Raw genomic sequence first — 21010 nt, 5'->3', positions numbered from 1 at the left:
GCGTATGCGTGTAAATTATGGAACCGCCGTGTACGGAACCGTACGCACGGTGGTGTGAGAGGTCGGAAGCCGAAGGCTTCCTCCTACTCGATTTTCAGGAAAAGAAGGCATTGAAAAATGCAGCGGAGGCGCGATGGCGCCTTGCGGGAAGAGCGAGCCAAGTGGGACCCCGAAGATTCTAGCTTGTTTGAGGAGATGCACGGCGCCCGCGGCAAGCGATCAACCGCAGCGCAATTGTTAAAAAAAGACTTGGCGAAGCCTAGTTTTTCTAATTCTAGGAAAGTAAAAGAACGATCAGGAGGACATAACTATGCTTGATATGAAATTTCTCAGAGAAAATTATGAGGAAATAAAGCACAAATTAACAAAACGCGGAGAAGATCTCAGTGATTTCAAGAAATTTCCAGAGCTTGATGATAAAAGGCGGGATCTGATCAGCCGGACCGAGGTATTGAAGGCCAAACGCAACGATGTTTCGGCTAGTGTAGCGGCGAAAAAAAGAGCAAAGGAAAATGCGGATGCACTTATTGAATCCATGCGTGAAGTAAGCGTGGAAATCAAGAAGCTTGACGGCGAGCTGCATGCGATTGAAGAGGACCTACACCAAGTGATGCTATCGATACCGAACATTCCTCATGAAAGCGTCCCTGTGGGGGATGATGAGAATGACAATCAACCGATCCGCTTCTGGGGCGAGCCGAAGAAGTTTGGTTACGAACCAAAACCGCATTGGGATATTGCTACATCACTAGATATTCTTGACTTTGAACGGGCGGGCAAAGTAACCGGCAGCCGCTTTGTCTTCTATAAAGGCCTTGGCGTCCGTTTGGAGCGCGCGTTGATCAGCTTTATGCTCGATTTACATGAAGAAGAACATGGTTATACAATGATAATGCCACCTTATATGGTGAATCGCGATAGCATGACTGGAACGGGCCAGCTTCCTAAATTTGAAGAAGATGCGTTTAAAATTGCCGATGATCGTGATTACTTCCTGATTCCGACAGCCGAAGTGCCTGTGACGAACTATTATCGTGATGAAATTTTAAATGGTGATCAATTGCCGATCGCTTATGCCGCTTACAGTGCCTGTTTCCGTTCTGAAGCAGGTTCGGCTGGACGCGACACCCGCGGTATTATTCGCCAGCATCAGTTTAATAAAGTCGAACTGGTTCGTTTCGTCAAACCGGAAGATTCGTATAATCAATTAGAAAAATTGACGGGTCATGCTGAAGATGTTCTGCAACGGCTCAATCTTCCGTATCGTGTCGTTAGCATTTGTACGGGAGATTTGGGCTTTACTGCAGCGAAGAAGTACGATCTTGAAGTTTGGATACCAAGCCAGAATACATATCGAGAAATTTCTTCATGCAGCAATTTTGAAGATTTTCAAGCACGCCGGGCTAATATTCGCTTCAGACGTGCCCCGAAGGCAAAGCCGGAATTTGTCCATACATTGAATGGCTCCGGACTTGCGGTCGGTCGTACCGTCGCCGCTATTTTGGAGAATTATCAACAGGAAGACGGCAGCGTGATCATTCCGGAAGCGTTGCGGCCCTATATGCGCAACCTTGATCGGATAGCACCGTCTGAATCATAAAGGAGGCAAGTCAGATCAATGCCTTTTCATCAAAAAGTCGATACAGAGGCGCGCTTAACGCGTATGATTGAAGACATGGGCATTACCTTGAATCCCAAGAGACCGGTCGAGAAGAAAGAGACCCAAAAAAAGGACGCCAAGAATTCGGATTCAAAGAAATAAGAGAAAAAAGGACGGAGCAGAATGCTTCGTCCTTTTTCGCACGTTTTTTTTAGGGGAGATAAAATGTAGCGGAGGCGCGAGACGCCTGCGGGAAAAGCGAGCCAAGTCTATCTCACTCGATTTCTCATAATTTCAGCATGCTGTTGATCGTTGCTTTTAATGAACAGAGGATGCTTCGCCTGCGTTCAGCTTATCCTGAATCATGACAGCTATTTGGTCGAATGATTGTGGATCACGATATAAATCATAACCATCAATATCAATTTTGAGAACGGGGCAGGATGAGAAGCTGTCAATCCATTGTTCATAGCGGTCATACATCTCGCGCCAATAGCCGACATCGGTCTCCTTCTCCATGGCTCTTCCACGGCGCTGGATACGCGCAATCGTTGCATCCAGGCTACCATGCAGATAGATGAGTAAATCGGGACGGCGAAAGTACGGCGTCATCACCATCGCCTCAAAAAGGTCCGTATACGTCTGGTAGTCAGCCTCTGACATATTTCCATTATCATAGTGCATGCGTGCGAAAATACCCGTATCTTCATAAATGGAACGATCCTGAACAAAATTGAAAGGTGATGTGGCCATCCGTTTAGTTTCTTTGAAACGTTCGCCAAGAAAATAAATCTGGAGATGAAAAACCCAACGCTGAAAATCTTTGTAGAAGGCATCTAGATAAGGATTACCATCAACCTTCTCGAGTGATGTATGAAAATGCAGCCGGTCAGCCAAAGCTTCGGCAAACGTGGTTTTGCCGATACCGACCATGCCTGCAACAGAAATCAATTGCTTCGCGTGCATCTATGGTCCATCCCCTCTCAGTCATATTCATGCACCTTGATGCATATAATATTCTCCAGTGTAGCATTGACGTTCCCGTTTGAAAAGTGTGGCAGGTGTTGGATCAGAGAGTGGAAAACAGGGGATAAAAGGTGACGGTACAGAGAGATGATCAGGGTCTAAAATCTTGTCCTATCAACAAAGAATACGGTTTCAGTAATTTGACTGAAATTTGACACAAGACCTTTTATTGTGCTATATTTTAGTAAACCATTTTACTAGTTTATATAGAATCTGGATGTAAGAATGAAGACCCTTCCTTGAAGTGTAGTAGTTTTTACTTCTGGAATGGTCTGTTTTTCAATTCAGTTTTTTTGTGAGGTAGTAGATGGTTTTAGTTCACGCGCGGGCAGCGCAAGGTTTTAGGGAGGCAGTACAATGCAAAACGGTAAAGTAAAATGGTTTAACGCAGAAAAAGGCTACGGCTTCATCGAAGTCGAAGGCGGAAACGATGTATTCGTTCACTACTCTGCAATCGAAGGCGATGGTTTCAAAACGCTTGAAGAAGGTCAGGAAGTCAGCTTCGAAATCGTTGAAGGCAACCGCGGACCTCAGGCAGCAAACGTTGTGAAACTGTGAGCTTTAGGCCATAACCGGTATTGCGGAAAGCAGTCCTCTCTAAATAAAGGACTGCTTTTATTTGTTACTAGAATGCTTGTTTCAGGGCTCTGTGCCACTGGAAAAGTTCTGCCTCTGTTCAAAGTCCATCTTTTTTTGTATAATACTAACTGTCGCCAAAAAGTGCCGTATACTGGCTCTGTAGCTCAGTGGATAGAGCGTCGGTTTCCTAAACCGTGCGTCGGAGGTTCGATTCCTCTCAGGGCCATTAACAAACGTTTCACGTGAAACTCCTCATTTGGGGAGTTTTTGATTTATATGTTAAGAAATCTTTGGACATACCTGTGAAGGATTCCTTCCTGTAGCAGGCAAGCGTCTAAAATCAGCTGCGATCCAAAAAAGACCGAGCGGTATTTGTCCGGTCTTTCCTCTTAAAGTATTTGTCTGCGCCAAAACAAGCGCCCGCTCTTTTCCCGTTCACTCAAAATTAGGAATAAGCGCTATTGAATCTGAGATAGAACGGCGTTTAATACAATAATCGCGTGATTGTTTTGTTGGTCCTTGGCTGAATAAAGCAGGGTGACCGTTTGCGAATGGCTCCATTCAGCCAATTTGGCGATACAAGTCTGTTTTTCATTATCCTCAAGAAGCTCTTTTTCATAAGCTGCTTTAAACTGGGCGAATGCAACGTGTTGCTGATGAAACCATTTTCTGAGCTCAGAACTTGGGGCTACCGCTTTCATCCAGTGATCTAATTGTGCCCGCTCTTTGGTTACGCCTCTTGGCCAGAGTCTATCGACAAGGATACGCAGACCATCCGAAGGCTCTGCCGGATCATAAATACGCTTCAGTTGAATCATCGTGGACCCTCTATTCGTGTATGAGATACATTCGTTTATTCAATGGCTCTTTTCATCTGGACGATAAAGACATTGCCGCCTGTAGGGGCATCCTCAACCCATATTTTTCCGTTGATCATATCGACCATTGTTTTAACGATTGAGAGCCCCAGGCCTGATCCCCCTTTACCACTGTTACGTGCCTTGTCGAGGCGGTAAAAGCGGGTGAAAATGGCTTCTTTTTCCGCATCTGGGATAACCGGTCCATCATTGGTGACACGAATATAGGCGAATGCATCGTCCGTTGTGACAGCAACCTGAATCGAACCAGACGCAGGTGTATATTTTCTAGCGTTATCGAGCAATGAAATGAGGATCTGATGAATATAGTCTTCATTGGACAGGGCGGATACGTGTTTGGCGATTGACGTTTCAATCGGCCGATCGGTTGTCTGGAAATAATCAGAAACAACGGTTTGGACGATCACAGAAAGATCAATTGTTTGCACTTCAGCCGCTTTCTTTTCCAAATGGGTAATCATCAGCAGTTGATCCATCAAACGCTGCATGCGCCGGGATTCCTGATCCATGAATTGGATCGATTGTTCAATGACCTCGGGATGCCCCTTACCATGGCGTTTGATTAATTCCACATGGCCGCGTATTGCTGCAAGCGGTGTCCGCAGCTCGTGAGAGGCATCGGCAACGAAGCGTTTTTCACGATCGATCAGCTGATCCAATTGCTCCATCATACGGTTGAAGGCAAGCGCCATATCATGAACTTCCTGCGGTTGATTCGGAACAATAATGCTTTTTTTCAAATCTTGTGACGCCGTCACCTGTTTGATGCGGCGGGTGACATTTCGAAGCGGGAGACTTAAATGGCGGGAGAGCTGATAGATAGCTAATAAACCGATGAGAATGCCGATAACACCACAGATGCTCAATATTTTAGCGACAAGTTTAATAAATTGATAAATACGGATCATGCGAACGAAAAGATCAAAATGATAGCCGTTTGAATAAAAGCGGTGATGGTAAATGGGAATAAATTTCTTTTTAAAAGAAATTGAAGAAAAAAGCGAAAGATGGATTAAATAACGATTGTTATCGGTAATGGATTCGCTGCCCGTTGAATAAATCGACTGGTGCGCAGGTGTTTCGACATGGATGTAAAAATCGGGGTGCTTCGTATAGAGTTGATCCTCAATCGCTTCATGCCAATCGGGTGTTTTGCTTTTGGATATATGGATCAACTTTTTTTCTACATAGTGAGCTTCCTGTTGCGTTTCTTTATAGAGCTGAATAATCACGGCAGACAGAACAGAAAGACTGATCAGTACTACGATCACCGAAAAGACAAGAAAATACCAATAATTCATCTGGTACAGCATCGTTTTCCTGCGTTTGAAAATCGGATCGTTCATTGCTTTCCTCTCATTCTGTAGCCGACACCGCGTATCGTTTGGATCAAGTGATGCGATCCATTATCGACTTTATTACGCAAATAACGGATATAAACATCGACGATATTCGTCTGACCCATATAATCGAAGTTCCAGACCTTTGAGAGCAATTCTTCACGGCTCAGCACTTTGCCCTCATTTTTCATCAAATATGCAAGCAAATCGAATTCACGCTGCGTCAAGTTGATCGCCTGATCATGAAGCGTCACAATACGGGTAATGGTATCGAGGCTCAGATCGTCGACGTGATATTGATGGGTATTCGCTGCATCCTCGTAATCAGTAACGTGGCGCAGCGCAACGCGAACACGGGCCAGAAGTTCTTCAATTTCAAAGGGCTTTGTGATATAATCATCGGCGCCGCCATCCAGTCCGGCGACTTTATCACCAATATAATCGCGGGCGGTCATGAGGATAATTGGCACCAGACTCTTTTTGCGAATTCTGCGGCAGACTTCCAATCCGTTCAATTTAGGAAGCATCCAGTCAAGGAGTATTAGATCCCATTTGTCTGAATCCTGATAATAAAATTCAAGGGCTTGTTCGCCATCGGTAGCGATTTGCACCTGATAATTTTCGAAGCCAAGTTCGGTGGCTACAAATGAAGCAACGCTTGGTTCGTCCTCCACTAGAAGAATTGTGCTTTGTCCCATAGAAATCCTTCGCTTTCCGAATAATATGATTGCTCCCATTTATTATAGGCAATCATGGAGTTGTATGCATCTATTCCTTATTTTCAACCGATTAGAAATTTCTCATGATATCCTAATATAAAATTTGTTATCCATTTAAGAAAAAAGTATAGCATAGGTACATGCAAGGATGGACAAAGAGAGCGAGCTATAAACTTTCGACTGACACAAAAAACATTGAAGAATTGAGGATGATATATTGTGAACGAACCGATAGCAACAATCGTCGTTCCCTGCTATAACGAAGAAGAGGTCCTTCAGCAAACGGTTCCCGTGCTTCGGTCCGTGCTGAGCCGTGCGTGCGAGGAACAGTTAATCTCGCCTGCCAGCACAGTCATGCTTGTTGATGATGGCAGTAAGGATGCGACATGGATGATGATTGAAGAATTTGCCGCACACTATCCAAACGTGACGGGCTTGAAATTGAGCCGAAATTTCGGTCATCAAAACGCGCTGATTGCCGGAATGGAGAGCGCGCGTCCTTACTCAGATTGCGTGATAACAATCGATGCTGACCTTCAGGATGACGTGCAGGCGATTCATGAATTTTTACTGAAGTATCATGAAGGCTTTGATGTGGTTTACGGGGTACGCGACGCTAGGGAAACAGATACAGTTTTCAAACGAGATACAGCGTTGCTGTTCTATCGAATCATGAAAATGCTTGGCGTCGATATGGTGCCTAATCATGCTGATTTTCGACTGCTCAGCCGGCGTGTACTTGATCAATTCGTCAATTTTCAGGAAGAGAACTTATTTCTTCGCGGCATGATCCCGCTTCTCGGATTCAAACACACAAAGGTTTATTATAATCGCGGCAAACGGTTGGCCGGGGAATCTAAATATCCGTTGAAGAAAATGCTTAACTTTGCTATTGATGGGATTACTTCCTTTTCGATTGCGCCGATCCGCATGGTAACTTGGCTTGGCGTGCTTATCTCTGGATTAGGGTTTCTCTATGGGCTTTATGCTTTGGTACAACATTTCACGGGTCATGTTGAGACCGGTTGGACATCACTTATTCTTTCAATCTGGCTGATCGGCGGTATCCAGCTGATTGCGATTGGTATTATCGGCGAGTATATCGGCAAGATATTCAAGGAAACGAAACATCGTCCTCGATATGTCATCGAAACCCAATGCAGCAGCAATGAAGAATTAGCCAAGTCTCAGAATATGGTGAGTCCTAAAAGTTAAGCTTCGTGAAAGGTGTGCAGAAATGTGCGAGTGGAGCACAGATTAATCTCTGTTTTTCAAATTTTGTTTGCCATCAGTTTTCTTTTTATTTTTATCAGCGGTTTTGGTTATAATCTTTTATTGAAATCTGCGTGGAGTGTAGTTATTTCGGTGTTTACACTCGTTGTTTTTGTCATTTTTTTCGTCTTCTTCTTTTTTCGAGCCGATCAATTTCTTGCGCGTTTCGACGAAAAGGGACAGAAACGGATCACGGGTTTTCTTTTTATCACAGCGATGCTTTTCGAATTGTTTATCATTATCGAATCGCATGGTATTATTCCGCCACTGATTGATGGGGGACACACTTATGCTGAGGCACGTTATTTGCTTGCACATCATCATGCCTCCAAATCCGTTTATTTTGAAGTCTACCCGAACAATATCCCAGTCACGATTCTGCGTTATTTCCTATACCGATTTTTTGCGCTCTTTCAAATCAATAATTACATGCTACTCGATCGGTTATTCAGCGGTTTTGTGCTTGTTCTCAGCATGTTTGTCTCTTGGAAAATTGCTTGTAAACAGTTCAACCGCAGGATGGGCAATGTACTTTTGCTTTTTTTGTTGACCTGTTTCCCGTTCTTTTTGTACACTTCGTATTTCTATACGGATACGACGATCATGGTTCTTCCAGTTCTCATGCTGTACCTGTGGCAGCGCCATAGCGAAACGTCGAAAATACGCTATATGATCCTTCTTGGCCTCTGTCTAGGGGTCGGTTATCTGATTCGACCGAATATAATTTTGTTTCTTCCGGCATTAGCAATTTATATGTTTTTTGTTGTGAAGCTCAAACGTACATTGATTAACCTTGCTTTAGTTGGCGTCATGCTTGCGAGCTGTATCGTTGCCGGGCAGAGTTATGAACACCATCTGGGTTATGTAAGCAACCCGAAATATACAATGCCGAATGTGCATTGGGTAATGTTGGGGCTGTCGCCTGTCGGTCAATACACAACCTCAGATTTCTATAAAACCTATGATCGGCATACGCAAGTGGCCAAGAAAAAAGAGGACCTGGCGGTAATCAAGGATAGAATTGCACGTGATAAAACACAAGGTTTAGTCAAACTGTGGGCGATTAAGACGGTCCGCACATGGACAGTCGGTGCCCATGCTTATTATTGGTACACGGAGTTCACCAATAATCCGACGCTTTTCTACAATTATGTATATGGCAATAAGAAAGCACTTGTTCTGTTTATTTGTCAGGTGTTCTATCTTGTCAGTCTGTTCTTTATGCTTCTGTCCGTCCTGGCTTATTTCAGAAATCGGAAAGCGACGCTCAATCTTCTGATTCAGATTTGTTTGTTCGGTAACTTCTTGTTTTATACATTTATCTGGGAGGCAGAGCCGCGATACAGCCTACTGTTCTCGATGTTTATCTTACTCAGCGCCCTTTTCGGACTTTCAGAATTAAGGACAGAATGGGTGCATCTGCAGCAATTTTTGCAGAAAAGACAATTAGGTCGCGTCAAAAGAATACGTACGGCAGGTGTGTTGACGCTGCTTGCGCTCGTGTTACTGTGCGGGGCAATCAATCAGGCTACATGGACAGAAAACCGAACAGTGAGTCCAAATTATCGAGTGAACATCCCTCATGGCGAAGGTCATGCGACAGCAACGGTTGATAGCCAGCAGTCGATCAGTCAGACGTTCCGTGTCGCTGCTTCATTTAACCGAATCCGATTAAAAGTGCATAAAATAAAAGATAAAGGCCAGTATCAATTATCACTGATCTTGCTAAAAACAGGGGAAACGGTTGTGAAGCAATCATTTTGGTTGAAATCGGGCGATTCCTTTAGCGGCCATCTTGAAGCAATTTCTATTCCCGCACAGCAAGTCACAGACGCTCAGAGCTATAAATTGGTTATTCGAAAAATAGGTGGATCGTCCCATGCGTTTGTTCAATACGCAGTTAATGGTAAAGGATTTGAGCAGCGAGATATCTATTCCAACGGGGCACTAAGCCGGAACAATCATCCAGCAGGTAAAGAAGATCTGATTTTCCAAATCTATGATCAACAAATGGGAACTTATCTCCCAGGCTGGCTGTATTGGTCGCTATTCGCTTGTTTGGTGGCTTTTCTGCTCAATGAAGTGTATCGGGGTTCACAGATGGATGGCATGGTTTCGAAAAGAAAGCGTTTGGGTAATTACGCGTGAGCGATTTGTTCATTCAATCACAATCTGTTTCAAAAAAGGATTCTCACTTTCCGAGAATCCTATTATATTTGCGCAATTCAACTCTTTTTCTTGGACGCGCTGCGAATGACCGCATAGATGAGGAGAATGCCGCCGCAGGTCACAACGGTATCAATGACGAAACTGATCGGATTAACCAATTCCATGGTCTATTCACCCCTCGAATGAAATGGCTTACATTTAAATTGTATGCGCATTGCATGCGGCACGCAAATGAATTGCTTGAAAGCTAGGTGCAAGACAGATTATAGAACCTTTTATAGTGCTCAATAGGCACTTCTTGACGGCGGCTTTTTTGATAGTTCCTCTGCGGTGGCGAAAAAGTTGGTGTTTGCTGCATTTTTGTATATGATAAAGTTAATCGATCACGCAGCATACTGTAATAATGTTTTCTGTTTTTTCGCTTAAAGATAAGAAAGCAGAAATTATCGGGACAGTTAACGAGCTAGACGCAAAATCTATGTCTTGCTGCATCATATTAATTATTTCTAGGAGGAAAAGCGATGTCATCTTTTTTTATTCCGTATGTTATTGAGCAATCCAATCAAGGGGAACGCTCCTACGATATTTATTCCCGTCTGTTAAAGGATCGCGTCATTTTTCTCGGTTCGGAAATCAATGATGAGCTAGCGAACAGCATTGTTGCCCAATTGCTGTTTTTGGCTTCCGAAGACGCTGAAAAGGATATTTCCATCTATATTAACAGCCCAGGCGGGTCGGTATCTGCAGGATTCGCCATTCTCGATACAATGAATTTTATTAAACCGGATATTCAAACGATCTGTGTAGGCATGGCCGCGTCCATGGCATCGATTATTCTGACGTCTGGAACCAAGGGCAAGCGCCTTTCGTTGCCAAATGGTGAAGTCATGATTCATCAACCGCTCGGTGGTGCACAAGGTCAGGCAAGCGACATTGAAATCAGTGCGCGCCATATCTTGAAAACAAAGAAGAAGCTTAATACGATTCTTTCGGAAACGACCGGACAGCCATTTGAACAAATCGAAAAAGATACAGACCGTGATAATTTTCTAACTGCATCAGAGGCCAAAGAATACGGGTTGATCGACAAAATTATCACTTCGCTGTAAGCGGATAGGAAAAGCGCAGTTCCTCCAGTATCGCAGGAAAGGGACTGCTGTTTTGTACGTTAAGAAAGAAAGATTTCAAAGGAATTAAGTATAAGAAAAACTAAGGCTTCACCATTGTTCAAAGGACTTGGCTCGCCAAGTTTTTCTAATATTTTATCCTTTTTAAGTCGCGGCGAATTCGATAAATAAAATCCATTATCCGGAACATACTAGGAGTACCCTTTGATAAAGGAGGTTATTCTTTTGGTGGACAAACCGGGTACCACGTACAGTGTTCAAGATGAAGACCAATTATGGCCGGCGGCAAAAGCATCTTACGCCTCCAAACGAGCGGATGGTACGATTAATGACCATCCCGGTGAGCGCATGTTTTCCGCTCATGCAGGAGAACGCCGAAATTCTGATCACGTGGAGGACTGATGCAAGTGAATCCAACCTCAGGAATAAATGGCGGACAGAAAGGACGCGTCACAGCGACGCACTTGCATGCCAAACATTCATTTAAACAGGTGAATGGGGAAAGTGCTGTGACACAATCCGGCAAGATTCTCGAAGTGACTGCCAGAAAACATCAAAAGTAAGCCTTTATTAAAGGGATAAGAAGAGCGGCGGCCAATTTGGCGGCCGCTCTTCGATTGAAAGAAAAAATATGGCTTTTGGAAAAAATAAGCAGCGAAGAAGAAAAAGTGCCTGACATCTGTTTTAGTCGATGAAAACGTCTTGGCGATGTATAATATAAGACAAACCAGTCAATGGTAGGGAAGAATTTGAGGAAAAAATAGTCAGTAGGAAACTTTTCAAGGACTATCTGCGTATTTTCATAAGAGAAGATTGAAGGAGGATGATCGAAATGGAAAGTTATTATGGTGTGCAAAGCCGTCCCTACGCAAAATTGTTTGCGGCCCTTTTCTCAGGGCTCTTGATGACATCCGCTGGGATGTATGTCGGACAATTTGTGCCGGCAATTTGGCGGATGCCGCTCTGGATCGCGGAAATCGCGTTAATCATTATGATGATGTTCGTCCGCAAGCGAAAGGCAGTCGGCTATTTGATGATGTACGCGTTCATGTTTGTCTCCGGCGTGACACTGTACACAGCGATTTCCTATTACATGGCTACTCTCGGAGCAAATGTTGTGCTTGAAGCGTTTGCCGTCACGACTCTATCCTTCGGCGCGATTGCCGGGTACACGATGATTAGCAAACGTGATTTCTCATTTCTCGGTGGTTTCTTGTTTCTCGGTCTGATCGCACTCGTGCTGATAGGTCTCGTCGGTGCTTTTATTCCATACTCGAGTACGACGATGATGATTTATTCCGGCATGGGCATCTTAATTTTTATCGGCTATACGCTGTTTGATTTCAGCCGATTGACGGTGCATGGATTTACTGATGAGGATATTCCGATGCTCGTTGTCTCAATCTATTTGGATTTTATCAACCTGTTTCTGTATATTCTCCAATTCATCGGAATTGGGTCGAAAAACTAAAACTAAAAATAAAAGTGAAAGGAGCGGGCGTGTTGCCCGTTCTTTTTTTGTAAAAAAGAATTCAAAGGAATTAAGTATAAGCAAAACTCAGGCTTTACAATGGTTCAAAAGACTTGGCTATAAAATATAAAAAATTTACGCAAGAAATGGAGCGAAGGCGCGCTCTGTCATCTTGCAGGAAAAGTGAGCCAAGTGAGACCCCGCAGATTCTAGCTTGTCTGAGGAGATGCGCGGCGCCCGCGGCAAGCGAGCAGCCGGAGCGCAATTTTTGAAAAAATATATTTGGCTAAGTTCATTTTTTCTCATGCTGAAAACAGGACTTGCCGTCGAATCTGCATTTTTTTATTGCTTTTTCTGTTGAATTTCGTCATTTTTCGCTATACTAGACAAGATGAAAAAAATTTTATTATTTGGAGGAGATGTTCTTTGGGTCAGCGCATTGTTCAAACGAACGAGAAATTGCCGTTGATTGAAAGTGTACCACTTAGTTTTCAGCACTTATTTGCGATGTTCGGCTCCACGATTCTTGTTCCGATTATTTTTCATGTCGATCCGGCCACGATCCTATTAATGAACGGGATTGGTACTTTAATTTATTTGTTTATTTGTCGCGGAAAGATTCCAGCTTATCTCGGATCTAGCTTCGCTTTTATCTCACCGGTGCTTGCCGTCATCGGCACACACGGCTACCAGGCGGCGCTTGGCGGCTTTGTCGCAGTTGGTATTGTTTTTATTATCGTTTCGTTTATTATCCATCTCGTTGGCACAAAGTGGATTGACGTCGTTTTCCCACCAGTGACGATGGGATCAATTGTAGCAATTATCGGTCTTCAATTAATACCGACGGCGGCAACAAGCGCCGGGCTGATTGCTCCGGCTGGCGCTGCTAAATGGGCCATGGATCCGAAAACGGTTCTGGTCTCGCTGCTGACAATCGCGATTACGGTGTTTGGTTGGGTCCTCTTTCGCGGCTTTCTGAAAATCATTCCGATTTTGATTGGCTTTGTTTCTGGTTATTTGATTGCATGGGGGGCTGGTCTTCTCAATTTTAAACCGGTCGTTGACGCAGGATGGCTTTCTCTGCCTCATTTTTACTCTCCATCATGGGATGCGGCAAGCATTTCTATTATTCTTCCGGCGGCGCTGGTCGTGGTTGCCGAACATATCGGTCATCTGATTGTGACTGGCAACATTGTCGGAAAGGACTTAATTAAAGATCCAGGCCTCGATCGCTCGATGTTTGGCAATGGTATTTCTACGGTTATCTCCGGGTTTGTTGGTTCAACGCCGAACACGACGTATGGTGAAAATATCGGCGTGCTCGCGATTACAAGGGTCTTCTCGACATGGGTCATTGGCGGTGCAGCTGTCATTGCTGTCATTCTCTCCTTTGTCGGAAAACTCTCGGCCCTAATCTCGGCGACACCATCTGCAGTTATTGGCGGCATCTCGCTGATTTTGTACGGGGTTATCGCTTCGAATGGTTTTCGTATTTTCGTCGAATCGAAAGTGGATTTCGCTAAGGCGCAGAATATCATTCTGGCAACGGTGATTTTTGCGGCCGGCTTAAGTGGCGTAACGATTAATATCGGCAAGGTTCCATTGAACGGCATGGGCTTGGCGACGATTATCGGTGTGCTGCTTAGCCTGTTTTTCGCGCTGATCAATTATTTGAAACTGTCTAATGAAGATTGAGAAAATTGATTAATTAAATAGCGCGCAAGCCCCTGGCAGTAGTTTGTCAGGGGCTTGTTTTTTTGACGGGACTGGTTTTTCAGATTGTGGTGTCTGCGGGAAAAGAGGGAGACCAAATTTTCTTATAAGTCTTGGCGGAAAGGGAATAACTTTTATAGAATGAAGGATAGGAAAGTATTGAACGATGCGGATAAGCGGAGGGAAACAGAAACGATGAACGTTTTGCGTGATCAAGACTATATGGAACTGGCGATTGCTGAAGCAAAGAAGGCAGCAGCGATTCGTGAAGTACCGATTGGTGCTGTCATTATTAAGGATGGGGCGTTGATTGCCTGCGGCTACAACCGCAGAGAGACGATGCAGCAACCGCTTGCGCATGCGGAACTCCTGGCGATCCATCAGGCAAGTCGCAAGCTCGGTACGTGGCGCTTATCTGGTTGCACGCTTTACGTGACGCTTGAACCATGCCCTATGTGTGCTGGGGCGATTGTCCAGTCGCGGATTGATCGGCTTGTTTATGGCGCATCCGATCCGAAGGCGGGATGTGCTGGCACGCTAATGGATCTTTTACGTGAGCCGCGATTCAATCATCGTGCTGAGGTTGTCGCTGGGGTTCTTGAAGAAGAATGCGCGCAGCTGCTGACAAACTTCTTCGCCAATTTGCGATTAAGAAAGAAAAACGCGCTTAAAAATAATCAAGATTAAAAAGGGTATCTGCCGTCATCGAGTTCTTCACAAAAGACGATTCTGGTTAGCCCGCCGCAACAAAAAAAGAACTGCTGCACATATTGAAACTGTTTCAGTAGTTCCTTTTCTAAAGAAAAGAAAAATATTCTAAGAAAAATGTAGCATTATTGAGCAATTTAAAAATGGAACGAGAATGCTCGGGCACCTACGGCAAGCGATTGACCGAAAAGCGCAATTTCTACAAAAAAGACTTAGCATAGCTAAGTTTATCTTAAGTTTCTTTTTACTTACCGTCGAAACGACCTAATCAGCAATAGCAGAATGAGCACGCCCAAACCGCTGAATGCAAGTGTAAAATTCCAGCGCTCGACTAACCAGCCGATAACGGGGAAGCAGATAACCATGACAATGCTGAAGAGCATGCTGGCAACACTGAGTAACGTTGCCCGCTGCCCGCTTGGAATCTGTTCATTGTAATAATTGCTGAACAACGGTTCAACAATAGCCATCAGGACATTGATGAGCAGATAGAGACTGATCAATATTGGCATCCAGTTAACCCAAGTAGCAATCAGCGCGGCCGTTAAGAGCTGCGAGAGACGCAGAATGATTTTTCCTTGTTTCCAATGTCTTTGTATCCATGGCGTTAATTGCACACCGCCGATATTTAGCAGGGCTGAAATAACCAATATTGCGGAAATGGCAGGACCGCCGAATTTATAGGCATCCATCAGCGATTGAAAATAAAAATAGTACGTCGTTCCGACTGCTGAAAAGACTGCATGGAAAATCATCAGGCGTCGAAGACGAGGTTGTTTTTTGAGAATTTGATAGGCGGATTTAGCAATCGATACGAACGACAAACGCTTCTCATCGACTGCGTCGCCCGTCTTTTGCCTGCGCGGCTCGATCATCACGACGAGCGCCGCGATGGCGACAATTGCACTGATTAGATAAAGCCAGTAAGTCATTTCAAAATGCCAGTGAACAAACCATCCGGCAATGACAATGCCAAGTGTATTAGCCGCTTCAATAATCGAATTGCTAGCACTAATAATTTTCGGGTAACGATGCTGTTTCTTGTCGACTGCTAACGATTCATACATAAAGGCATCAATGGTCCCCGATTGCAGATTATAGGACCAGGCAGAGATGACAAAACCGAGTGCAAATAACAAGAAGTTATCAGCGGTCAACATGATGACCGCGTAAAGGATCGCCATGAGTCGACTGAGAATTAATACGGTCCGATAGTGATAACGATCGGCTAGAATGCCAGAAGGGACCTCGGATAACAGGCTTGTGAGGTGAAAAATACTTTCGCAAAAGCCGACCTGGACGAGCGACAGGCCTTGGTGCTGCAGGTAAATGACCCATAGACTGGTAATTCCGAAATAAGCGCTGAAATTATAGAGATAGCCTTTGTAGATATTGCGTGAATACATACTTTTTTCCATAGTTAGACACTCCCGGGCAGCGGACATGCCTGACAGCCGAAAGTAAAAAACGACCGTCCCCATGAAGGACGATCGCGTATTTTGCTAATTAGTGCCGCGCATCGGATCCTCAATCAGGCATGTTCAGCTGGATTATATAAGAAAAAAAAGACGCACGAATCCCGTTGAGAGCCAAAACATATAAAATCGAATGCGCACGACTAATCCATGCAAACAATGATTGAGCCGCCAATGCAGGTCACCTCCGCACAAGAATTATAGTTTTATACTACTGGATTATTTTGTATGTGTAAATAGAACAAGTTTGGATGAATTAGAGAACAGTCGTCAATGCATTGATTCGTGTTGCCGTGTCCCTGGATTTTTGAAAATATGAGTAAGCCAGACTTGAACATCTTGCTCTTGTCCTATTCTTATGGTAAACTAATCAACGTCGTACCGATCAAATGATTGGATGGGTAGCGACGATATGGCCGTGGAGGCGTACCCAAGTGGCTGAAGGGGGCTGACTCGAAATCAGTTAGGGCGTCGTTCGGCGCCGCGGGGGTTCAAATCCTCTCGCCTCCGCCATTTTAATTTGTTATCCAATTAGCCGTGCTAGACGGGGAGGTAGCGGTGCCCTGTACCCGCAATCCGCTATAGCGGGGTTGAATTCCTTTTCGAGGTTTGCACGCTGTGAGGCAGCCTTAAACACGTGGTGCTGACGTTCGGGTCCCGCGCAACGGAAACTCATGAACCCTGTCAGGTCCGGAAGGAAGCAGCAGTAAATGAGACCTTTCGTGTGCCGTGGGGCTACCCGGGCTGAGCCGGCGACTTAAGAAGCGCTCATGGCGTCCTATCGACAAAAGGTGCACGGCGTTAAATAAAGAAGAAGGGCTATCGGACCATTGTGTCTGGTAGCCCTTATTTGTTTGAAACTTCCGAGTCCGGCGGTTTCTTTCGCGTGCTGTTATCGGTATAATGGGTTTATGGAAATGGATCGAGCACGGAATCAAGGAGAAAGGGGGAGACGAATGGTATATCAGGCGTTGTATCGGGTGTATCGGCCGCAGACTTTTCATGATATCGCAGGTCAGCAGCATATTACGCAGACTCTGGAAAATGCGCTTATGAAGCAGCAATTCTCGCATGCGTATCTGTTTACAGGTCCACGCGGTACCGGCAAAACAAGCGCAGCCAAAATTCTTGCGAAAGCGATTAACTGTGAACACGCGCCGGTTGCTGAGCCGTGTAATGAATGTGCGGCTTGCCGTGGCATCACCAATGGGAGTATTGCCGATGTGATTGAAATTGACGCGGCTTCCAACAATGGTGTCGACGAAATTCGCGAGATTCGCGATAAGGTCAAATATGCGCCGAGCGAGGTACGCTTCAAAGTATACATTATAGATGAAGTCCATATGCTATCGACCGGCGCTTTTAACGCACTGTTGAAGACGCTAGAGGAGCCGCCGGAACATGTGATTTTTATACTGGCCACAACGGAGCCCCAGAAGATTCCTCTGACGATCATTTCACGTTGCCAGCAATTTGATTTCCGCAGGATTCCTTCCTCCGAAGTTGCGGCGCGACTCCAATTTGTCGCGCGCGATCAGCATCTGGATGTCGACGAAGAAGCGCTTCAGCTGATTGCCAAAGCCAGCGAAGGTGGGATGCGCGATGCACTGAGTACGCTGGATCAGACGGCAGCGTATAGCGAAGGGAAAATAACGGTTCAGGATGTTCAAGACGTCACGGGTATGGTCTCAGATCAATTGATTCAGGAATTGGTTGAGGCTATTGAATCAGCAGATGCAGCCCGTGCGATCAGTAAAACCGGTGCTCTGATTGATCAAGGAAAGGATTCACTACGTTTAATCGAGCAGTTGATCTTTTACTATCGTGATCTGCTCCTTTATCAGACATCGCCTGAATTGGAAGATGTGCTGAGCCGCCCACGGGTTGAAGAGGCGTTCCGCAGCCTGGCAGGGCAGATTTCTGCTAACAAGATTTATCAAGTGATCGAAAGGCTGAATCAAACCTTTACGGAAATGAGACGGACCAATCATCCGCGCATTCTGCTGGAAACATCGCTCGTTCGTCTGTGCCGAGGGGAAAGACCAGCCACCGCTGCAACCACAGATTCATCAGGCGCACCCCCTGCCGCTGGTGCTGCTATTGAACAGCGGATCGTTGATTTGGAGCAGCAGGTTAAGATGCTTAGGGAGAATCCTGTTTCATCTTCAGAACAGAGACTAAGCGCTGAGCCTCCAACTACAGATTATCGTCATTCTGCACGGCCCAAACGTTCGAGCGGCCTCAAGGTGCCGGTGAATTCAATAAACGGTGTCTTGCTTCAGGCGACGAAAACGGATCTTGCTGAGCTGCGTAGCGCTTGGGCGACTGTTATGGCACAGATTCGGGTGAAAAATGTGGCGGCACATGCTTGGATGCTCGACAGCCAACCGGTTGCCAGTTCCCCTGATGGTATTGTTCAAGCGTTTAAACATGAATTCCACTGTCAGATGGTGATGGAGAACAAGAATCATATTCTCGAACTTGTTCAGGATATCGTGCAGGAAGTGACACGAAAGAATAAAATTTTGTATCCTGTTCCCGAGGATGAATGGGTCAAAATCAAAAAGACGTTTATTGAACGCTCAAAAGCAACGGAAAAGGATCCCCAAACGCAGGAAAAAGCTGAGCAGGAAGATCTGATTGTTGCTGAGGCGGAAAAATTAGTGGGTCCTGATTTAATTGATATAAAAGACTGATAAATAATATGGAGGCGATTCCCCATGATGCGTGGAAACATGAATAATATGATGCGTCAGATGCAAAAAATGCAGAAACAAATGGCCGAGGCCCAGGATCAGTTGAAAGAAGAAGTGGTCGAAGGAACAGCTGGCGGCGGTGTTGTCACCGTTCAGGCGAATGGTCAGAAACAAATCCTTGCTGTAGCCATTCAGCCAGAAGCCGTTGATCCGGACGACGTCGAGATGCTTCAGGATTTAGTTGTCGCGGCTGTCAATGACGCGCTGACCAAAGCTGATGAGTTGACGGCGCAGCGACTTGGCAAATTTACAAAAGGTTTGAATTTGCCAGGGTTCTAAACGACAGATCACCTATGGGGCAGCAGTTCACTTTAGCCGGTGATACACCGACAGGGACAAGCGGCTGTCCTCTTTTGAAGCGGGTAAAGACCAAGTGGTCAGCGGATCATTTTTTGCAAGAAGAAGGGAATTATAATGCAATATCCAGAGCCCATTGCTAAGCTACTCGACAGTTTTATGAAGCTTCCTGGAATCGGTCCGAAAACTGCAGCGCGGCTTGCGTTCCATGCTGTAGAAATGAATGAAGAGGATGTTATGGAATTCGCGCGTGCCCTTGTCAGCGTCAAGCGTGATCTTGTTTATTGCTCCGTCTGCCAGAACATTAGCGACCGTGACCCATGTTCAATTTGCGATGATTCGTCAAGGGATCATTCGGTAATCTGCGTGGTTCAGGATCCCAAAGACGTGGCTGCGCTGGAGAAAATGCGTGATTATCGTGGCCTTTATCACGTGCTCCACGGTGTTATATCACCGATGGATGGAATTGGTCCTGAAGACATTAAAATAGCGGAACTTATTCGACGGCTTGAGGATGATCGAATAAAAGAAATTATTTTAGCGACTAATCCAACGGTTGAGGGCGAAGCAACAGCCATGTATATTTCACGTCTGGTCAAACCAATTGGTGTGAAAACATCACGTATTGCCCATGGGCTGCCAGTTGGTGGCGATTTGGAGTACGCCGATGAAGTAACTTTATCTAAAGCTCTAGAAGGACGCAGAGAACTATAAGTGATTTTATCTTACGCTATCTCAAACGCAATTCAATGAACGGGGGAAGCTGCCGTGTTTGGAAGTAAGAAGGGCGCGCTTCGGCGGGAACAGTACGACACGCTGATAGAGTCGCTGAATCGCTGCAAAAACGATTGGCTGGCGAAGAAGAAAGTGATTGAAGCGAGCATTGATCCTTCTGAGGAAGTCATCCATCAATTGAAATTGTCAGAAGCCAGATACCTCTTTCTATTGAAAGAGATTCGTGTGCTGAATAATAAAATGCATCAATAAATAATTGTTCTTAATGGGACAGGCCTCCATATACTTATATCAGAACACGTACACTGATAGAGTTAATGGAGGTGTTTTTTTGAGTACAACCCTTTCGTTTGCGATTCTGGCAGCTGTCGTTCTCTTTTTTCTGCTGATCATTTTTGGCAGCTCGTTTCATCCTTTTAAGTGGCTAGGGAAACTGGCCGTGCGTTTGTGTATTGGTGTGTTTCTGCTTTTTCTGCTTAATGTGATCGGTGAGTCGTTTAGCTTCCATCTACCAATTAATCTGGCAACCTCCGCGGTGAGCGGTTTGCTCGGCCTGCCAGGGATTGCCGCACTGATTGTTATCAAATATACATTAGGTGTCTGATAGCTCGCTCTATTTGGACAGGCAAGCCATTTAGTGAATCTGTTGACGTTCAGTCAGCAAAATGATACGATGGCTCTCGCTGTTTTATTTTTTGTGGGAAGCGTTAGGACTGCTTTCTTTGTTTAAGAGATAAGAAAGTATAAAGTTTTGTGCACAAAAATGCAGCGAGGGCTAGGCCAAGTTTTTCTGATTCCTTATTTGAAGGTGAAGCCTATAAAACAGTGCTTTTTCGCAGAACAAACATTTTATAAAAAAAGTTATTGACACAAGTAGTTGATCATTATATAATATTTTTTGTCGCCGAAAGCGAGCGATGAAACGAAAAAAAGATGTTGACATCTTGAAATCAGCGTGGTAAGATATAAAAGTTGCTGATTGAGAGATGAGCAGCACGGAATGTTCCTTGAAAACTGAACAAAAGCCAAGCGTACTTTTTAAAAGGGTAGCCCCCTTTGAGAAACAATTTGCTATGGATCTTACATGAACGAATCGTTTGATAAATCGAAGCTTCGGCTTCGTGATGCAATACTTTTTGGAGAGT

Annotated in this window: 22 protein-coding genes, 2 tRNA genes and 1 other RNA gene; 19 read left to right on the top strand and 6 right to left on the bottom strand. The window is 44.9% G+C overall.

The window, feature by feature from the left end; translation table 11 throughout:
* Positions 1–310: 310 nt before the first annotated feature.
* Complete coding sequence (gene serS / locus JOC27_RS12590; protein ID WP_205007635.1) at positions 311–1600, top strand: serine--tRNA ligase; 1290 nt, start codon at positions 311–313, stop codon at positions 1598–1600.
* Positions 1601–1618: 18 nt separating this feature from the next.
* Positions 1619–1762, top strand: a complete 144-nt coding sequence (locus tag JOC27_RS12585; RefSeq protein ID WP_205007634.1) for a hypothetical protein — start codon at positions 1619–1621, stop codon at positions 1760–1762.
* A 156-nt stretch (positions 1763–1918) separates the two neighbouring features.
* On the opposite strand, the gene JOC27_RS12580 is transcribed toward JOC27_RS12585, so the two are convergent.
* Positions 1919–2566, bottom strand: a complete 648-nt coding sequence (locus JOC27_RS12580) for a deoxynucleoside kinase (protein WP_205007633.1) — start codon at positions 2564–2566, stop codon at positions 1919–1921.
* Positions 2567–2983: 417 nt separating this feature from the next.
* Here JOC27_RS12580 and cspD point away from each other — a divergent pair, with 417 nt between their 5' ends.
* Positions 2984–3184 carry a cold-shock protein CspD gene (gene cspD, locus JOC27_RS12575; protein WP_205007632.1) on the top strand — a complete coding sequence of 67 codons (201 nt, stop codon included), beginning with the start codon at positions 2984–2986 and terminating at the stop codon, positions 3182–3184.
* A 174-nt stretch (positions 3185–3358) separates the two neighbouring features.
* Positions 3359–3431: transfer RNA gene (locus tag JOC27_RS12570), tRNA-Arg, on the top strand.
* Between the two features lie 232 nt (positions 3432–3663).
* On the opposite strand, the gene JOC27_RS12565 is transcribed toward JOC27_RS12570, so the two are convergent.
* The 3 genes from JOC27_RS12565 to JOC27_RS12555 are packed head-to-tail and all read right to left on the bottom strand — an operon-like array spanning position 3664 to position 6121.
* Positions 3664–4023 carry a DUF488 domain-containing protein gene (locus JOC27_RS12565; RefSeq protein ID WP_205007631.1) on the bottom strand — a complete coding sequence of 120 codons (360 nt, stop codon included), beginning with the start codon at positions 4021–4023 and terminating at the stop codon, positions 3664–3666.
* A gap of 35 nt (positions 4024–4058) precedes the next feature.
* Positions 4059–5429: a HAMP domain-containing sensor histidine kinase gene (locus JOC27_RS12560; protein WP_205007630.1), complete on the bottom strand. Its 1371-nt coding sequence runs from the start codon at positions 5427–5429 to the stop codon at positions 4059–4061.
* Positions 5426–6121 (bottom strand): response regulator transcription factor, encoded by a 696-nt coding sequence (locus JOC27_RS12555; RefSeq protein ID WP_205007629.1) that lies wholly within the window; start codon positions 6119–6121, stop codon positions 5426–5428. Before JOC27_RS12555 ends, JOC27_RS12560 begins: the two co-directional genes overlap by 4 nt.
* 240 nt (positions 6122–6361) lie before the next feature.
* Here JOC27_RS12555 and JOC27_RS12550 point away from each other — a divergent pair, with 240 nt between their 5' ends.
* The 8 genes from JOC27_RS12550 to tadA all read left to right on the top strand — a co-directional run bounded on the left by JOC27_RS12550 (position 6362) and on the right by tadA (position 14581).
* Complete coding sequence (locus JOC27_RS12550) at positions 6362–7357, top strand: glycosyltransferase (RefSeq protein ID WP_205007628.1); 996 nt, start codon at positions 6362–6364, stop codon at positions 7355–7357.
* 30 nt (positions 7358–7387) lie between these two features.
* Positions 7388–9562 carry a glycosyltransferase family 39 protein gene (locus JOC27_RS12545; protein ID WP_205007627.1) on the top strand — a complete coding sequence of 725 codons (2175 nt, stop codon included), beginning with the start codon at positions 7388–7390 and terminating at the stop codon, positions 9560–9562.
* A 542-nt stretch (positions 9563–10104) separates the two neighbouring features.
* Positions 10105–10692: an ATP-dependent Clp endopeptidase proteolytic subunit ClpP gene (clpP, locus tag JOC27_RS12540; protein WP_205007626.1), complete on the top strand. Its 588-nt coding sequence runs from the start codon at positions 10105–10107 to the stop codon at positions 10690–10692.
* Positions 10693–10938: 246 nt separating this feature from the next.
* Positions 10939–11112, top strand: coding sequence for a small acid-soluble spore protein K (sspK, locus tag JOC27_RS12535; protein ID WP_205007625.1), 174 nt, complete (start codon positions 10939–10941; stop codon positions 11110–11112).
* A gap of 5 nt (positions 11113–11117) precedes the next feature.
* Complete coding sequence (locus tag JOC27_RS12530) at positions 11118–11273, top strand: YpzG family protein (protein WP_205007624.1); 156 nt, start codon at positions 11118–11120, stop codon at positions 11271–11273.
* 269 nt (positions 11274–11542) lie between these two features.
* A complete protein-coding gene (locus tag JOC27_RS12525; protein ID WP_205007623.1) occupies positions 11543–12181 on the top strand; it encodes a Bax inhibitor-1/YccA family protein in 639 nt (212 codons plus the stop codon).
* 426 nt (positions 12182–12607) lie between these two features.
* On the top strand, positions 12608–13876 hold the full coding sequence (gene uraA / locus JOC27_RS12520) for a uracil permease (RefSeq protein ID WP_205007622.1): 1269 nt from the start codon (positions 12608–12610) through the stop codon (positions 13874–13876).
* Positions 13877–14089: 213 nt separating this feature from the next.
* On the top strand, positions 14090–14581 hold the full coding sequence (tadA, locus tag JOC27_RS12515) for a tRNA adenosine(34) deaminase TadA (protein ID WP_205007621.1): 492 nt from the start codon (positions 14090–14092) through the stop codon (positions 14579–14581).
* A 269-nt stretch (positions 14582–14850) separates the two neighbouring features.
* Here the strand turns inward: tadA and JOC27_RS12510 are convergent, their stop codons facing one another.
* Positions 14851–16020: an MFS transporter gene (locus JOC27_RS12510; RefSeq protein ID WP_205007620.1), complete on the bottom strand. Its 1170-nt coding sequence runs from the start codon at positions 16018–16020 to the stop codon at positions 14851–14853.
* A 477-nt stretch (positions 16021–16497) separates the two neighbouring features.
* Here JOC27_RS12510 and JOC27_RS12505 point away from each other — a divergent pair.
* The 7 genes from JOC27_RS12505 (at position 16498) to JOC27_RS12475 (ending at position 20469) form a co-directional block, all read left to right on the top strand.
* A tRNA-Ser gene (locus JOC27_RS12505) sits at positions 16498–16590 on the top strand.
* A 22-nt stretch (positions 16591–16612) separates the two neighbouring features.
* Positions 16613–16876: signal recognition particle sRNA large type (gene ffs, locus JOC27_RS12500), an RNA gene on the top strand.
* A gap of 157 nt (positions 16877–17033) precedes the next feature.
* Positions 17034–18773 (top strand): DNA polymerase III subunit gamma/tau, encoded by a 1740-nt coding sequence (gene dnaX, locus JOC27_RS12495; RefSeq protein WP_205007619.1) that lies wholly within the window; start codon positions 17034–17036, stop codon positions 18771–18773.
* A gap of 24 nt (positions 18774–18797) precedes the next feature.
* Positions 18798–19112: a YbaB/EbfC family nucleoid-associated protein gene (locus JOC27_RS12490; protein ID WP_205007618.1), complete on the top strand. Its 315-nt coding sequence runs from the start codon at positions 18798–18800 to the stop codon at positions 19110–19112.
* Positions 19113–19247: 135 nt separating this feature from the next.
* Entirely contained in the window at positions 19248–19844 is a 597-nt protein-coding gene (recR, locus tag JOC27_RS12485; protein ID WP_205007617.1) for a recombination mediator RecR, read from the top strand.
* 54 nt (positions 19845–19898) lie between these two features.
* Entirely contained in the window at positions 19899–20117 is a 219-nt protein-coding gene (locus tag JOC27_RS12480; protein WP_205007616.1) for a DUF2508 family protein, read from the top strand.
* 79 nt (positions 20118–20196) lie between these two features.
* A complete protein-coding gene (locus JOC27_RS12475; protein ID WP_239530313.1) occupies positions 20197–20469 on the top strand; it encodes a pro-sigmaK processing inhibitor BofA family protein in 273 nt (90 codons plus the stop codon).
* A gap of 346 nt (positions 20470–20815) precedes the next feature.
* On the opposite strand, the gene JOC27_RS12470 is transcribed toward JOC27_RS12475, so the two are convergent.
* Positions 20816–21010 (bottom strand): hypothetical protein (locus JOC27_RS12470; protein ID WP_205007614.1); only part of this gene is annotated, 195 nt, incomplete at its 5' end.

The sequence above is a fragment of the Sporolactobacillus spathodeae genome (genome assembly GCF_016908935.1).
GTDB lineage: Bacteria > Bacillota > Bacilli > Bacillales > Sporolactobacillaceae > Sporolactobacillus > Sporolactobacillus spathodeae.
Note: the sequence above shows the minus strand (reverse complement) of the source record. Positions and strands in the feature narration are given on the sequence as shown.

Coding starts and splice junctions, on each gene's coding strand:
- clpP (WP_205007626.1), top strand. CDS start 10,105: ATGTCATCTTTTTTTATTCCGTATGTTATTGAGCAATCCAATCAAGGG.
- cspD (WP_205007632.1), top strand. CDS start 2,984: ATGCAAAACGGTAAAGTAAAATGGTTTAACGCAGAAAAAGGCTACGGC.
- JOC27_RS12510 (WP_205007620.1), bottom strand. CDS start 16,020: ATGGAAAAAAGTATGTATTCACGCAATATCTACAAAGGCTATCTCTAT.
- JOC27_RS12525 (WP_205007623.1), top strand. CDS start 11,543: ATGGAAAGTTATTATGGTGTGCAAAGCCGTCCCTACGCAAAATTGTTT.
- JOC27_RS12580 (WP_205007633.1), bottom strand. CDS start 2,566: ATGCACGCGAAGCAATTGATTTCTGTTGCAGGCATGGTCGGTATCGGC.
- JOC27_RS12565 (WP_205007631.1), bottom strand. CDS start 4,023: ATGATTCAACTGAAGCGTATTTATGATCCGGCAGAGCCTTCGGATGGT.
- JOC27_RS12490 (WP_205007618.1), top strand. CDS start 18,798: ATGATGCGTGGAAACATGAATAATATGATGCGTCAGATGCAAAAAATG.
- serS (WP_205007635.1), top strand. CDS start 311: ATGCTTGATATGAAATTTCTCAGAGAAAATTATGAGGAAATAAAGCAC.
- JOC27_RS12585 (WP_205007634.1), top strand. CDS start 1,619: ATGCCTTTTCATCAAAAAGTCGATACAGAGGCGCGCTTAACGCGTATG.
- dnaX (WP_205007619.1), top strand. CDS start 17,034: ATGGTATATCAGGCGTTGTATCGGGTGTATCGGCCGCAGACTTTTCAT.
- tadA (WP_205007621.1), top strand. CDS start 14,090: ATGAACGTTTTGCGTGATCAAGACTATATGGAACTGGCGATTGCTGAA.
- JOC27_RS12560 (WP_205007630.1), bottom strand. CDS start 5,429: ATGAACGATCCGATTTTCAAACGCAGGAAAACGATGCTGTACCAGATG.
- recR (WP_205007617.1), top strand. CDS start 19,248: ATGCAATATCCAGAGCCCATTGCTAAGCTACTCGACAGTTTTATGAAG.
- JOC27_RS12555 (WP_205007629.1), bottom strand. CDS start 6,121: ATGGGACAAAGCACAATTCTTCTAGTGGAGGACGAACCAAGCGTTGCT.